Source organism: Nonomuraea terrae, assembly GCF_044465245.1.
In the GTDB taxonomy this organism is placed as follows: Bacteria; Actinomycetota; Actinomycetes; order Streptosporangiales; family Streptosporangiaceae; genus Nonomuraea; species Nonomuraea terrae.
In genome coordinates this window covers 168,703-183,124 of sequence record NZ_JBITLL010000002.1, presented here as the reverse complement: position 1 = coordinate 183,124, position 14,422 = coordinate 168,703, and the positions used below count along the sequence as shown (strand labels likewise).

At 68.2% G+C, this 14,422-nt stretch carries 11 protein-coding genes and 1 pseudogene; 5 read left to right on the top strand and 7 right to left on the bottom strand.

All coding sequences use genetic code 11. The features are described from left to right. The first annotated feature begins 497 nt into the window (after positions 1-497). From ACIBP6_RS07040 to ACIBP6_RS07020, 5 genes and pseudogenes are all read left to right on the top strand, one after another. Positions 498-1,247, top strand: a complete 750-nt coding sequence (locus ACIBP6_RS07040) for a MerR family transcriptional regulator (RefSeq protein WP_397049630.1) — start codon at positions 498-500, stop codon at positions 1,245-1,247. 106 nt (positions 1,248-1,353) lie between these two features. Further along, on the top strand, positions 1,354-1,875 hold the full coding sequence (locus ACIBP6_RS07035; RefSeq protein ID WP_397049628.1) for a hypothetical protein: 522 nt from the start codon (positions 1,354-1,356) through the stop codon (positions 1,873-1,875). A 43-nt stretch (positions 1,876-1,918) separates the two neighbouring features. Then, the gene (locus tag ACIBP6_RS07030; protein WP_397049626.1) at positions 1,919-2,677 is read left to right on the top strand and encodes a GOLPH3/VPS74 family protein; all 759 of its coding nucleotides are present in this window, start codon (positions 1,919-1,921) and stop codon (positions 2,675-2,677) included. A gap of 244 nt (positions 2,678-2,921) precedes the next feature. Next, positions 2,922-3,233, top strand: a pseudogene (locus ACIBP6_RS07025) (transposase); the annotation flags it as partial. A 127-nt stretch (positions 3,234-3,360) separates the two neighbouring features. After that, on the top strand, positions 3,361-3,657 hold the full coding sequence (locus ACIBP6_RS07020; RefSeq protein ID WP_397049624.1) for a hypothetical protein: 297 nt from the start codon (positions 3,361-3,363) through the stop codon (positions 3,655-3,657). Positions 3,658-3,930: 273 nt separating this feature from the next. Here ACIBP6_RS07020 and ACIBP6_RS07015 read toward each other — a convergent pair whose 3' ends face one another. The 7 genes from ACIBP6_RS07015 to ACIBP6_RS06985 all read right to left on the bottom strand — a co-directional run bounded on the left by ACIBP6_RS07015 (position 3,931) and on the right by ACIBP6_RS06985 (position 14,194). Then, on the bottom strand, positions 3,931-8,010 hold the full coding sequence (locus tag ACIBP6_RS07015; protein WP_397049622.1) for a ThuA domain-containing protein: 4,080 nt from the start codon (positions 8,008-8,010) through the stop codon (positions 3,931-3,933). An 82-nt stretch (positions 8,011-8,092) separates the two neighbouring features. Next, complete coding sequence (locus tag ACIBP6_RS07010) at positions 8,093-8,962, bottom strand: sugar phosphate isomerase/epimerase family protein (protein ID WP_397049620.1); 870 nt, start codon at positions 8,960-8,962, stop codon at positions 8,093-8,095. A gap of 93 nt (positions 8,963-9,055) precedes the next feature. Next, a complete protein-coding gene (locus ACIBP6_RS07005) occupies positions 9,056-9,787 on the bottom strand; it encodes an ABC transporter ATP-binding protein (RefSeq protein ID WP_397049618.1) in 732 nt (243 codons plus the stop codon). Further along, entirely contained in the window at positions 9,784-10,572 is a 789-nt protein-coding gene (locus ACIBP6_RS07000; RefSeq protein ID WP_397049616.1) for an ABC transporter ATP-binding protein, read from the bottom strand. The genes ACIBP6_RS07005 and ACIBP6_RS07000 overlap by 4 nt, the downstream gene beginning before the upstream one ends. Positions 10,573-10,584: 12 nt before the next feature. Beyond that, positions 10,585-12,063 (bottom strand): ABC transporter substrate-binding protein, encoded by a 1,479-nt coding sequence (locus tag ACIBP6_RS06995; RefSeq protein ID WP_397049614.1) that lies wholly within the window; start codon positions 12,061-12,063, stop codon positions 10,585-10,587. Next, a complete protein-coding gene (locus tag ACIBP6_RS06990; protein WP_397049613.1) occupies positions 12,060-13,130 on the bottom strand; it encodes a branched-chain amino acid ABC transporter permease in 1,071 nt (356 codons plus the stop codon). Before ACIBP6_RS06990 ends, ACIBP6_RS06995 begins: the two co-directional genes overlap by 4 nt. Then, positions 13,127-14,194: a branched-chain amino acid ABC transporter permease gene (locus tag ACIBP6_RS06985; protein ID WP_397049611.1), complete on the bottom strand. Its 1,068-nt coding sequence runs from the start codon at positions 14,192-14,194 to the stop codon at positions 13,127-13,129. Before ACIBP6_RS06985 ends, ACIBP6_RS06990 begins: the two co-directional genes overlap by 4 nt. Positions 14,195-14,422 lie beyond the last annotated feature (228 nt).

The following is a 14,422-nucleotide window of genomic DNA, read 5'->3' as shown; positions in this document are numbered from 1 at the left end:
GGAACGGTTCGCGCGCCGCGCATAGTCGGGCGGGCCAGCGGGTCCCCGGGGGTGGCACCGGCCACCCCCGGGCCGATGATGAGGCTCGGGACGTCGGACGCGAGCGTGCCCGCCGCCAGTTCGGCTCCCGACGGCACCATGCTCGTCGGCATTCGGGCAGCACGCCTTCAGTGAAGGCTTGAGCCACGATCACGCCGACCCGACTCGAGCGAGACGGTAACGATGATTCCCGTCGCGTACGCCATGCCTCACTCTATGACCGGACGCCGCGCTCACGGACGACCATCTCGCAACATGCCGACCGCGTACGGCGCGACACTGGGCACAGCCCGTCATCGCCGCGACGTTCCCACAGCACTTCGGTACCGAGCAGTACTGAAGTGCTACGGTCTTTCTCAGCACCCGCGTTGACGAGATCGCGGCGACGTGTCTGCTGGACATGAAGTGCCCGGCGGGCGAGATGACAACGCACTCTGTGAGCGCGGGAAGGAGACGACGTGGCCTGGAGTACACGCGAACTCGCGGAACTCGCCGGCACCACGGTGAACACCATTAGGCACTACCACCGGCTCGGCCTGCTCGACGAGCCCGAGCGCAGGTACAACGGATACAAAGAGTACGGGGTGCAGGATCTCGTGCGCCTTCTGCGCATCCGACGGCTCGTCGAGCTCGGCGTGCCGCTCTCGCAGATCGAAGAAGTCGGCACGGGCGGGGACAGCACCCCGGATGCACTGCGACAGCTCGACGCCGAACTCGCGGCACGCCTCGAGCGCCTGCAGAAAGCCCGGTTCGACATCGCGGCCATCCTGCGCGACAGCGCGCCGGCCGACGTGCCGGCGGGGTTCGAGTCCGTCGCCTCACGCCTGTCCGAGGCCGACAACTCGATCATCCACATCTACACGCAACTCTACGACGAGGATGCGATGGCGGACGTGCGGCGCATGGTGGAAGCCGACACCGACTCCATCGGCGCCGACATCGACGCCTTGCCGCCCGACGCGGACGAGGCGACCCGGCAGCGCCTCGCTGAGAGGCTCGCGCCGATCCTCGCCCAGAACCTCATCGACTACCCCTGGCTGAGCGATCCGGTGGCGCATCTGTCGAAGAGTGAGCATGTCACGCAGCAGACGTTCATCGAAGCGGTGATTGAGCTGTACAACACCGCCCAGCTCGACGTACTGCGCCGCGCCAGCATCCTCGCGCACGAGCAACTGCGCGTCGCGCGCGAGGCGAATGGCGACGACTGACCGTCGCCTCCCACGGGATTTGACCATGTTCCAAGAACACGGTCTCTACTGGGGCTGATTCGAAACATATCGCGATATCCGCGACACGCAGCCTGAGGAGCCCCCGGTGAATCCCATCGAGACCCTTGTCCGTAACTTCCAAGATCTCGTGGCTCAGGTTCCCGACATCGTCCAGCCCCTCATGGTCATGGTTGCCGGAGCGATCCCGTTCATCGAGGGCGAAGGAGGGTCGCCGATCGGCGTCCTGGGCGGGATCCATCCCATCGTCGCCGGCATCGCCGCGGCTTCAGGGAACTTCCTCTGCGTTCTCGCGGTCGTGCTGCTCAGCTCGCGGGTCCGCACCACCGCGGTGGCTCGTCGCGCGCGCCAGATCGACACGCCCGCGGAGCCCAAGCCCGAGTCGAAGGGACGTCAGCGCTTCCGGAGGTACCTGGTCCGATTCGGCGTGCCCGGCGCGAGCATCCTCGGGCCCCTGGCAATCCCGACCCAATTCACCTCCGCCATCCTCATCGCGTCCGGCACGCCGCGAGGGTGGGTCCTGCTGTGGCAGGCGGTGGCGATCGTGCTGTGGACGACCGTGACCACGACGCTGATGTGGATCGCGGTCAACACCGTCATCCTGGTCTGAACGCGCACACCGCAGTCCACCGAGAACGAGAAAGGAAAGAACGATGATTCAGCAACCGGAGGAGTCCCTGAGCAGTGCGGGCTCGGAAGCTCCCGGTGAAGCGGCAACGCCCGGCGTCCCCACGCTTGCGGAAGATCTCCTGCTTCTGCTGTTCCAGCCGAACTCCGGTCTGCGGCAGGGCACGGGAACGATCGCCGGGGAGAACACGCTCTTCTACGTCCTCGCAGGCGCGGTGCTCGCAGACCTCGGTCTCGGCGAACACGTCCGCACCGGAACCGGAAAGGTCGGCACCACCACGGTCGAGGCCGTGGCGGAGAACCCGCCAGAGGATCACATCCTCCGCTCCGCGTGGGAGTACGTCGCCGACAAGCCCCGCGGCGTCCAGACGGTGCTCGCCGCCATCGGCCCCACCTTGCGCGAACCGCTTCTGGACAGACTCGTCGAACGCGGCGACGTCCGCCGCGGCACGCGCAAAGCGCTGGGCCTTTTCAATACGAGCGTGCTCGAGGACGGCGGCAGCGGCCGTCGCGACGGCCTGCTCGCCGACGTCCGGGCGGTGCTCGTCGACGGTGCGGATCCATCGCCCCGTGCCGCCATTCTCGCGGCTCTCGTCTACGGCAGCGGGACGCTGCCGCAGTTCGATCCGGAGATCCCCTGGACCTCTCCCGTGATCACCCGCGCCGAGGAACTCAAGAAGGGCAACTGGGGCGCCGGCGCTGCCGCGGCAGCTGTGGCGCGCACCGTCACCGCGACCATCGTCAACAATGTCATCATCGCTGCGGCCGTGCTGCCGCGCGGCTAGAAGTGGATATGCGCTCCACGCTTGCGTCCGATGCCGGCATCTGATGCAGCGTGGAGCCGCGCACCACAGCGAGCAGATCGCCCCGTTCATCGAAGGCTCGGCCACCGATGACTCGGTCAAGTCGAACCCGCTCCCAGTCGTAGCGGGCGGCTGTCGCTCTCGATCGGCGGCCAGGTCCCTCAGTCACGCGCCGAGTGTGCATCGCCATCTGCTGTGCTGATCATGAGCCCGGCGCAGCGCGTCTTACGGGGCCAAGTACGGCAAGGCCGTGGCCAAGGTCGTCGACGACGTGGACGAGTTGCTGGCGTTCTATGACTTCCCGGCCGAGCATTGGGTGCATCTGCGCACGACCAACCCGATCGAGTCGACGTTCGCGACCGTCCGGCATCGCACCAAGGTCACCAAGGGGCCCGGTTCCCGGGCGGCTGCGCTGGCCATGGCGTTCAATCTGATCGAGTCGGCTCAGGGCCGCTGGCGCGCGGTCAACGCTCCCCATCTCGTGGCCCTGGTCCGTGCCGGCGCGACCTTCATCAACGGCAAGCTCGTCGAACGCCCGAAGAAGTCGCAGCGTGAGCGGCTGGAGCGACACCGGCAACCAGCCGGACGAGGACGAGCATCAGCGCTTCCACCGCTACCTTCAGCAGCTGGCGGACGTCTGCCGAGAGGAAGCCGAGCTGGTGCGGATGATCCTGCGCGATCCGGATGAGGCGATGGCGCGGTCGGCGGCGGCCCGGCATCTGGACCGACGGGCACACCAGTTGCTCACCGACCCTGGATTCGGCGACTGGTTCCACGCCATGGCAACCGAGGTGGGAGAGCACGAGTTCCTCGTTCGCCGCCTGCACGCCTCCGACTGGTTCCAGCGCACGGCTGTGCAGATCCTGACGTCACCGGCTGCTCTGCGGCTGCTCGCCAGCGATGGAAGGACACGACGTGTTCGCACCGCCGCCGACCACCAGCTCGCCGAGCAACGCCGGTAGCTGAGTCGTTTTAATCCACAGTCTGGACGATTACTCGTGATCATCGGCTTCAGCGTTAACCGCTGTACCGATGTTCCCCGAGGCCGTACATGAACCCCTCACGGCCCCGAATCCGGATGCCCATTACGTACCAGGTCCTACCTCGGAGACGCGGTCGGCTCGGACGGGAGCTCATCCGATCTCATGAGCGTTAAGCATCCGCGCGCCGGGTGGCCCGGGGAGAACAGGTCTCCCCGGGCCACCCGAGTCTGAAGGAGAAGCCGAGTCAGCCGCTCAGTCGCGGCGGCCGATCGTGCTGCGAGCGGCGGCACGGGTGATCTGGTTCGCCTCCTTCTTGTCGATCACGTTGTCCTTCACGAGCTGAGCCGTCACCCCTTGCACGTGCTTGACGAACTGACCGTGGTTCTTCCACGGCTGTTCGTCCAGGATGAGGTCGTTGATCGTGCATCCGCTGCCGGTGTCGCGGTTCGGCACGCCGCTGTCGATGTCACCGATGACGACGGTCCGCCGCGGATCGGGATCGGTGCACGCGCCTGGACCTGGATCGACGTCCCCCTCGCCGAACTCCATCCAGTTCACCCGCACCGGGCCGTCCGGGAAGGTGAGGTGCAGCGGGAACGTGCCTTCGGTCTGGTTCAGGTCGAACGTGACGTTCTGCCAGGTCGCGGCGTCTTCGGCGATGACGATGCTCGCGTCCTTGCCTTGGTCGGAGGAGTCCACGACCGTGGCCCCGCCGTCCTCGTCGAACTGGTACCAGGCGACGTCGCCGCCGCCGATGTCACCGCCGCCTGCGCCGTCCACCAGCGCCCGGATCTCCTCCTGCGTGAGAGCCCGGCCGAAGATGTTGAAGTCGTCGACGGTGCCGTTGAGCAGCGGGTCCGCCGTCCACTGCGATTCGCCGATCCAGTTCTGCGGCGTCTGCCCCAGGTCCGACGGGGTCAGCGTCAGGTTGGCGTTGGTCCCGATCGGTGCGCCGTCCAGGTACAGCGTGCCCGTCGTGCCCGACTGAGTGACCGCGACGTGGTGCCAGCCGCCGCTGGGCAGCGGCTGCGAGCCGTTGATCTGTTGCTCACCGGCACCGGTCGTGATCGCGTACCTGAGGTTGCCGCCACCGGCACTCGGCGTCAGGAACATGAAGTTGTCCGTGCCCGAGCCGAAGTCGAAGATCCTGGCCCAGCTCTGGCCGCCGTCCCAGTTCACCCACGCGGAGATGGTGAAGTTCTCGGCACCGCTGACGATGCCTTCGGGCAGCTCCACGTACTCCAGCGGGCTTGGGCCGTTGAGCCGTACGGCGTTGCCGAACCCCTCAGGACCGCCGGCCCTCGCGAGGTCGACACCGCCTTCGATCTCCGCGGTGCCGAGCAGGTCACCGTCGGGCGCGTTCCGCCGCACCTCGATCGTGGCGTCGTCGGCCGCCGCCACGCGCAGCGTCACCTCGCCGATGCCCTTGAGGTTGTACGGCTCGTACGACGCCCAGGCACCGTCCTGCCCGGTGATCGCGTCGCCGCCACCGGTCTCCTCGTCGCGGGCAGCGCCGACGCTGACGTCTGAGGAGTCGCTGAAGTGCTCTGTTTCCTTCCGCTTCTGCTGCAGGAAATGCGTCACGCCACCGGTCAGCTCCGGTGATCCGGACTCGCCGCCGCGGTCGACGTAGCCGGCGGTCACCGTCAGTGCGATGTCCGCGGCGTCGCCGTGTTCCGCGTCGGCCTGGGTGGCGAGCACACCCTCGCAGCCGGTCTGCGCCTGTCCGGGATGCACGTGCGCGTTGCCGCCCTCGTCGTGGTAAAGGCCCTGCTGGACGGTCACCCGGTCGCAGTCGATCGCGTCACCGGAGCCGTCCTCGGCGTCCACCACGGACACCTTGTAGGGAATCTCGTCGCCCCAGTCGAAGACCTGGCCACTGACGGGGAGCTCGATCGTCACCTCGGGACGGGTGTTCCCTGCGGTGATCACGAGGTTGGAGCTGCTGGAACGCCCCGACGGGTCGGAGACCGTCAACCGCACGGTGTACTCGCCCGGCTCGGTGTAGGTGTGGGTCGGGTTGGCCTCCGCCGCCGTCGTCCCGTCGCCGAAGTCCCACGCGTACGTCAGCTCGTCACCGTCCGGGTCGTGGCTTCCCTCGCTGGAGAAGGCGACCTCCAGCGGAGCGGGTCCGGAGTCCTTGTCGGCGCCGGCCTCCGCGATCGGAGTGCGTGCCCCCTGGGTGTAGTTGATCTTGTAGAGGCCGGAGTCCGGGTTGACGTTCTCTCCCGCGTAGTTGAAGTCGACGCCCCATTCGATCAGGTACATCGCTCCGTCCGGCCCGAACTCCATGTCGTGCGGGCTGCGGAACTCCATGTTCGGCATGAACTGCTCGAAGCTCTGGTAGTTGCCGTTCTCGTCCAGCCTGAGCGCGCCGATCCACTTCCGAGACCACTCCATGACGAACACCGCGCCGTCGTAGTACTCCGGGAACTGTCCGTCGCCCAGCAGCCCTTCCTCGTAGTGGTAGACGTCACCGGCGTACGCGGTGCGGCCGCCGCCCTGGGGCAGTTCCGGGAACTCCGGAGACTCGCCGTACGGATACCAGATGAACGCGTCCTTGGCCGGCGGGACGACGTCCAGGCCGGTGTTGAAGGGTGAATCGTTGGCCGGGCCGTTCTCGCAGTCGTAGAACTCACCCGGGGTGCCGGCGCCGAAGTCCCATTGCCGGTAGGGCTTGTTGTCGGCGATGCAGTACGGCCAGCCGTAGTTTCCGGCCTCCCGGATCTGGTTCCACTCGTCGTAGCCGCGCGGACCGCGGTCGGGGTTGTCGCTGCCCGCGTCGGGCCCGACCTCGCCGGCGTAGACCCACCCGGTCTCGTCGTCGATGGCGATCCGGAACGGGTTACGGTGGCCCATCGTGTAGATCTCGGGACGTGCGCCCTCGGTGCCCGGCGGGAACAGGTTCCCCTCCGGGATCGAGTACGTGCCGTCGTCCTCGGGCGTGATCCGCAGGATCTTGCCGCGCAGGTCGTTGGTGTTGCCGGACGTGCGCCGCGCGTCGTAGGAGCGCTTGGCGTCCTCGCTCTGGTGTTCGTCGTGGATGCGCCCGTCGATGGGGGCATAGCCCTGCGACGCGAAATGGGCGGTGTCATCACCGGTGGAGACGTACAGGTTGCCGTCGGGGCCGAACCTCATCGAGCCGGCGGAGTGGCAGCACACCTCCCGCTGGTGCGGGACCTCGAGAAGGACCGCTTCGGATTCCATGTCCAGGGTGTCGCCGTCAAGGGTGAACCTGGACAGGTGCTGCACCTCCGGCGACGGCGCGCTGTAGAACAGGTAGAGATGCTGGTTCGTCGCGAAGTCAGGGTCGAGGGCGATGCCCAGCAGCCCGTTCTCGTTGCCGCGGTGGACCGGGATCTCCGCGGCGACCTTCACGGCGCCGGTCTTGGGGTCGTAGATCTTCACCGCGCCGCCCAGTTCGACGTAGAAGACCCGCCCGTCGGGGGCGACGGCCAGCTCCATCGGGTTGGCGGTGTTGTCGTCCAACGTGACCTTCTCGAACGACGACTCGGTGGGGATGCCGTCGCGGGGCTCCCCGCAGTCGCCCTCGGCCACGCCCGCCGCCCATTGGACGCCGCCGAGGATGTGCTCGCGCAGCTCGGGTTCGGCGTAGTGCTCCGGGTTGTGGCCCAGCGCCGTGTACCAGGTGCGCCCGCCGTCGAAGTTCGAGCACCAGGCGATCGGGTGATCCGCACCCATGGCGTCCGGTCCCGGGTTGTAGGTCGACTCGTCCAGCGTCGCCAGAACGTGCACCTTCTCGCGTGGATTAGCGGTGAAGTTGTACCACTCGTCCTCGCGGACCCACGCGGCCGGCAGACCGGCGGTGGACGGATGCGCGGAGTCCTCGATCCGCACGGTGGCTTCCTGGAACTGGTCGGCGCCGGAGGGATGGCTCTGGAAGAACGCGCCGCCCATGAGATCGGACCACCAGGCCCAGCCGTTCTTGTGCATGTTCGTCGTCGAATGTAATCCGACGAACCCGCCGCCACCGTGGATGTAACGCTCGAAAGCCAGCCGCTGGTCGGCGTTGAGGATGTTCTCACCGTCGGTGTAGAAGACAATGGCCTCATACTGCGACAGCCCTTCGTCGGTGAAGACCGACGCATCCTGCGTCTCGGTCACCGAGAAGTCGTTGTCAGCGCCCAGCTCCTCGACGGCGGCGATGGCCGACGGGATCGATTCGTGCCGGAAGCCGGTCGTCTTGTGGAAGAACAGCACGTCGTATTCGGCTGCGGAGGTTCGTGCGGAGCCGCTGGCGGTTCCCGGGACGATCGGGGCCAGGAGGACCGTCAACACCATGAACGGGATGTACCAATAACGTCGTCGCATAATCCCTTCCCTCTCTAGGCGGCGGATATGGATCGACGATCGACCAGTAACCGTCGTCATTCATCGGGTGAGTCATCGGCCGCTACGGCATACCTCCTCCTCGCACGACGCCGTTAAGAAAGGAGAGCCCGTCGACGGCGATCGCGTCCTGGCTCTCCGCCAGCGGCCGCCAGATCGAAGCGGCCGTGGCGATCGTCTCGTTGTCCCCGGTGAACGACTCGATCACGAGCGGGCCCCGGTACCCGGCCGCCTCGAGTGCGCTGACGATGCCGGGCCAGTCGAGGTGATCCGCGCCCGGTGCTCCCCGATCGTTCGCACTGACCTGCACGTGCGCGATCCGGTCCGCGGCCTTCCGGATGGCCTGGGGGATGCTCTGCTCCTCGATGTTCATGTGGTAGATGTCCAGCGCCACGCCAGCGGCCGGTAGACCTTCCAGCGCCTCGAGCACCTGGCCGACGGTGTTGATCAGACTGGTCTCGTACCGGTTGAGGGGTTCGACGGCCACAGTGACGCCGGCGCCCGTCGCATGCTCGACCACCGGTGCGAGGCTGTCCCGCAGCTGTTCGTAACAGGCGCGCCGCTCCGCGTCGCCGATCCGCCAGGTACGTCCCACCGACGTGTAAGCCGGGCCGGCCACCACCGGCGAAGAGACGGTCGCCGCCACGTCGACCACATGGCGCATGTAGTCACGAGTGGCGGCGATCGTCTCTCGATCGGCCGCCACCAGCTCACGACCCGGTCCCATGGCCAGGACGACGGTGGCCGCCAGACCGAGCGAGTCGAGCAGCTTCGCCGCGCGCTCGGGGTCCCAATCGCCTGCGTTCTCCACCGGAAGCTCGATCACGTCGAAGCCCCACTCCCGGATCCGCGGCGCCAGCCGGGCCAGCCGCTGGTCGGTCAGCGGTGACGCCCACACCCACGTGTTGACCCCGAACGTCCTCGTCGCGTTCATCGCTCCTCCATTCCTTTCGTTCTTCGCTCCACAGTCCAAGATCCGGCAGGTGCGCCGTCTTACCCAGTGCGGAAGCGCTGTGCGGACGGGACGTCACTCGGGCGACCGGTCCGCAGTGCCGACACCGAGATACCGGCGTTGCAGGTCCGGCCGGGCGAGCAGCTCGTCGCCGGTGAACTCGGCCTCGATACGGCCGGACACCATGACGAGCTGGCGAGGGGCCATCCGGACCGCGGCGCGCAGATCCTGTTCGACGACGAGCACGGCCACCCCCTCGTCGACCAGGTGATGGACGGCATCGACGAGGATGTCGACGATGGTCGGGGCCAGCCCTTCTGACGGCTCGTCCATCACGATCAGGTGTGCGTTCAGCAGGAGCGCCCGTCCGACGGCGAGCATCTGCTGCTCGCCACCCGACAGATCGGCGCCACCATGCTTCTTGCGCTCGGCGAGCCGCGGGAACAACTCGTAAACCCCCTCGGGAGTCCACCGCTTCTTCCGCGTCCTCCTGGCCAGCATGGCCAGGTGCTCATCGACGGTGAGCGACGGGAACAGCCGCCGGCCCTGCGGGACGTAGGCGATGCCGGCGCCTGCGATCTTCTCCGGTGCCCGTCCGTCGACCCGCTCGCGGTGCAGCAGAACCTCGCCGCCCGACGCCGGGAGGAATCCGACCAGCGTGTTGCACAGCGTGGTCTTGCCCATCCCGTTACGGCCCACGATCCCGACCGCCTCGACTCCCATGCTGAAGCTGAGATCCTCCAGGACCACGGACGCGCCGTAGCCGGCCCGTAGTCCGCGGACGTCCAGAAGGGCTGCGGTGCTCATGCCGGCGCCTCCGTGCCGAGGTAGATCTGATGGACCTGCGGATCGCTGCGCACCTGCTCGGGGGTGCCGGCCGTGACCCGCTCGCCGTCGGCCATCACCACCACCCGCTGGGCCACCCGGAACGCCACGTCCATGTCGTGCTCGATGAGCAGCAGGGTCAGGTGCTCGTCGAACGACTCGAGCAGCTCGACGAGCCGCTCGCGATCGCCCCGCGACAGGCCGGAGGCCGGTTCGTCGAGCAGCATCACGTCCGGGCTCGTGGCGATCGCCATCCCGAGTTCGAGCTGACGCCGCTGACCGTGCGCGAGCTCCCCCGCGAGGGAGTCGAGCTGCGCCGACAGCCAGACCCGCCGTGCCACCTCGGCCGCCTCCTCGTCCATCCTGCGGTCGACGGACGAACGCCACAGCGCCCGATGCCGGCTCCGATGACCGGCGAGCGCGAGATAGATGTTCTCGCGCACCGTGAGACCGGCGAAGGCCCGCGCCTGCTGGTACGTCCGAGCCATCCCGAGCCGCGTCCGGTGGCGCGACGGCCGGTGTGTGCACTCCACGCCCTTGATGACGACGGAACCACCGGTCGGCGCGATGTCGCCGGCGATCACGTTGAACAGGGTCGTCTTGCCGGCTCCGTTCGGCCCGATGATCGCCAGCCGCTCGCCCCGCGCGATATCGAGATCGATACCGCGCAGGGCCAGCAGGCCCCCGAACGCCACGGTGACGGCGCTGACCTGGATGACCCCCGTCGAGCCGGCCGGCTCGGAGCGCGCGGCGCTGGTGTAGCCCATGACCGGGATCTCCTAGTTCTGCGGCACGCCGTCGACGACCGCGATGGCCTTGCCGGTCCAGGGCAGGTCACGCTCTTCACACGCTGGGAAGTCGCGCCCCGGCGACGGCGTGTCCGGGCTGAACGTGCCGCCGAAGGTCTGGTCGACGCCGGGCACGATGGCCACCGTCTGCTGAACGACCTCGCCGGTCCCATCGACCGCGAGCCGCGACAGCCCGACGTCGACGATGCCGCTACGGTTCTCGTCCAGCCTGATGTCGCCGTACGGGAGGTCGAGCGTGAGGCCGGCGACCGCGGTGTGGAAGGCATCGAGGTCGGAGATGTCGCCGCCGACCGCGTTGAGCGCCTCGACCAGCGCCACGCCGGCCGTGTAGTAGCCGTAGAAGAAGCCGAAGGCCGCGGCGACCGACGGCTTGGCGGGCTCGTTGCTGCTCAGCGACCCCGGAATGGTGTCCCACGTCGCGTCGGCGCTCGCCAGGTACTCCTCGATCTCCGAGGTTCGGACGTCACCGGGCAGCGTGGCGAAGCCACCGACGTAGGCGCCGGCGATGTCGGGTCCGAGCACCTGGGCCAAGTCCGGGTTGAAGAACATGTTGCCCGCGTGCTGGTCCCCTGTGAGGTCGCCCTTGCCGTTCACGAACGCCTCGAGCGCGGCCTGTGTCCCGGTGCCACCCACGGCCCAGAAGTAGCCGTCCACCTCATCCGGGTTCGGCAGTTGGGCGATGTAGGAGGAGTAGTCGGTGGTGCCCAGAGGCGGGAACACTCGATGGGTCACCTGGCCGCCGACGGCACAGAAGTCGGCGACGAATCCGGCCGCCGAGGTGTGGCCGAAGCTGTAGTCGTCCGCGATGACCGCGACTCTCCGCCAGCCTTCCTTGTTGTACAGCAGGTCGCCGAGGCCGGCGCTCCAGATCGCGCCGTCGCCGTAGAACCGGAAGTAGTTCGGTGCCCGTACCTGAAGGGTCTGCTCCTGCGAGCCGGAGATTCCGGCGAACACCGTGAGTCCGGGGTTGGCCTTCGCGTACTCGGCGATGGCGATGCCCTCGTCGCCGGAGAGCGGGCCGATGATGACGTTGGCGCCGAGTTGCTCCACCAGGCGGCGTACCTCCTGGAGGATGCGGTCGGCGGTGTCGTCGCCGCAGCCGATGCCGACGAGTTCGATCGGGGTCCCCGCGACCTCCGCGCCGGTGAAGCCCTCCAGCGCGCTGGTCGACGAGTTCGGCTTCGCGCCGGCGAACCGCGCGAGGGCGAGCGTCGTGCCGGCCACGACGTCCTCGTGGAAGCCGCCGAACGGCCCCTCGCACTGGCCGAGGATCCCCAGCCGGACGCCATCGCCCTCCGCGGGCGGCCTGACGGTCCCCCCAGCGGACGTCTGCTGGTCGGCGGGCAGCCCGGCCGAGTCGTCGGCGCCGCCGGCGCATGCGGTGGTCACCAGCGCCAGGCACGCCGCCATGGCGAGCGCCAGCGTCTTTCGGCGCCTCAGTCTGCTCATGGTCGTGTTCCTCCGAATTCCTTCGCGGGCTTGCGAACGGCCACCGATCCGCCGGTCGGCGGGTCCGGCGCGATGGTGCTGCGACGCCCGAGACGGCGACGCAGTCGCTGGGCGAGCCCGGTCAGCCCTTCAGGGGAGAGCACCATGATCGCCAGTACGATGACGCCGATCACGGTGTTGAACCGGGCCTCGGTGACGCCGATCCGATCGATCAGCGGTAGATCACGCAGGTAGGTGAGCACCAGGACGTAGACGAATGCGCCTGCCCAGGCGCCCTCGAAGGACGAGATGCCACCGATGACGGCGATGATCAGCAGGATCAGGGTGGGCCCGATCGAGATCGACGCGGGATCGATCTGGCCGTTCCACCACACGTTGAGCAGACCTGCCAACCCGGCGACGAACCCGGCCAGGGTGAAGGCCAGCGTCCGGTGCAGCGGCACGTTGAACCCCAGCGACGCCATCCGGATCGGGTCGTCGCGGCTGCCCTGCAGGGCCAGCCCGAACGCCGTCCGGCCAAGCGCCCGGAAACCGAGGTAGGCCAGCACGGAGAGCAGCAGGCTCGCGTAGTACAGCCGAACCGGGGGCCCCAGGAGGTCCGGCCGCTGGATGCTCGTGATGCCGCCGGGACCGGAGATCTCGACGATCTGGGCGAAGACGAAGAAGCCGATGACCCCGTAGACCAGGGTCAGCATCAGGAAGTAGATGCCGGCGGTCCGGCTGGCGATCGCGCCGAGCACGAACGCGACGGCGGTGGTCACCAGGATCGCGAACCCGACCGCCGCCCACGGAGGCCAGCCGAGGTTCAGACCGCGAGCACCGGCCTCCAGGGCCGCGTTGCCGAACATGAAGCCGGCGACGCCGAACAGCAGGAGCTGCGCCAGCGAGGTCATGCCGCCGTACTTGGCCAGGAACACGATCGTCGCCGCGGCCAGCCCCAGGACGAGGGTCTGGGTCATCACGAAGTTGACGAAGAACGCCGTCGCCAGATTCGGCAGCGCGAGCAGGGCGACGATCAGCCCGGCGAACACGAGGCTGCCCCGGGTCGGCAGGCCGCGTATGTTCATGCCGGCCTCCCGAACAGCCCGTACGGCCGGACGGCCAGGACCAGGGCCAGCAGGGCGAAGGTCACGATGATCGCGTAGTAGGAGTACTGGCTGGGCAGATAGGCGGGCGAGAACGCGACCACGGTGCCGTAGAGCAGCGAACCGGCCGCCGCGCCCTTGAGCGAGCCCAGCCCGCCGATGATGACGACGACGAGCGCGTTCAGCAGCCAGCTGCCGTCCGTGCCCGGTGCGGCGCCGGCGAACGACGCGCCCAGCACCCCGCCCACGCCGGCCAGGAAGGAGCCGACGAAGAACGTGATCGCGAAGATCAGCCGGATGTTGATGCCGAGCCCGCGCACCATCTGGCGGTCGTCGACGCCCGCCCGGATCACCATGCCCATGCTCGTCCTGGTCAGCCAGAGCCACAGCAGCACGCCGACCAGCACGGCCACGCCGAGCATGAACAGGCGGGTGACGGCGTACCGCTCACCCATGATGGTGAGGAAATGGGTGACGGCACCGGGCCAGACCATCCGCTGCGCCAGCCCGCCGAACTCGCGCAGCATCTGGTCGGCCAGCACCACTGTGATGGCGAGCGTCACCAGCGTCTGGCGCAGTTCCTGGCCCTCGTTCCACTGCAGGAACACCTGCTGGATCACCAGGCCGAGCACCGCCGCGACGCCGGCGCCCGCCAGCATGGGCACGAGCCAGTCCAGCACACCGACATCCGCCGGAGTGATGTTGCGGGACTTGCCGACCATGGCCTCCTGCAGCCCGATGGCGGTGTAGGCGGCCAGCAGGAACAGCGAACCGTGCATCATGTTCACCGTTCGCATCAACCCGAAGATCAGCGTGAACCCGGAGGCCGCGACGAACAGGAGCCCGGCGAAGGTGACCGCGTCCAGTGCCGTGACCACGAATTTGCCTGGGTTCTCCGTCGCCGGTCCGGCCGGGGTGCCGTCGGCGAGGAGCGCCACCCATGCGGCAGCGGCCGCGGCGGCTATGGCGACAGCCCAGACGGGAAGCCGGCGCAGCACCGCTCTCCGCCTGTTCGTGGCCGGTCGCCGCGGAAGGATCGCGGTCATCGGATCCCCGCCGGCATTCCCCGCTCGAATGTCGTCGTGCTCGACCTGTGCGCATCGATCTCGGCAGGCTTCATCCGTTCCTCCCGCTGTTCAGTGAAGGCATGTCGCGTCCTCCGGCTCGGTCATCGAGCCCGGCCGCGGGCAAGGTGTGATGTGCGTGTGCGGCGCTTACGGGGAGCGCCCACCACCAACGGCTGATCTGTGGCGCGGGTTCAGCGGTGGCGGAAC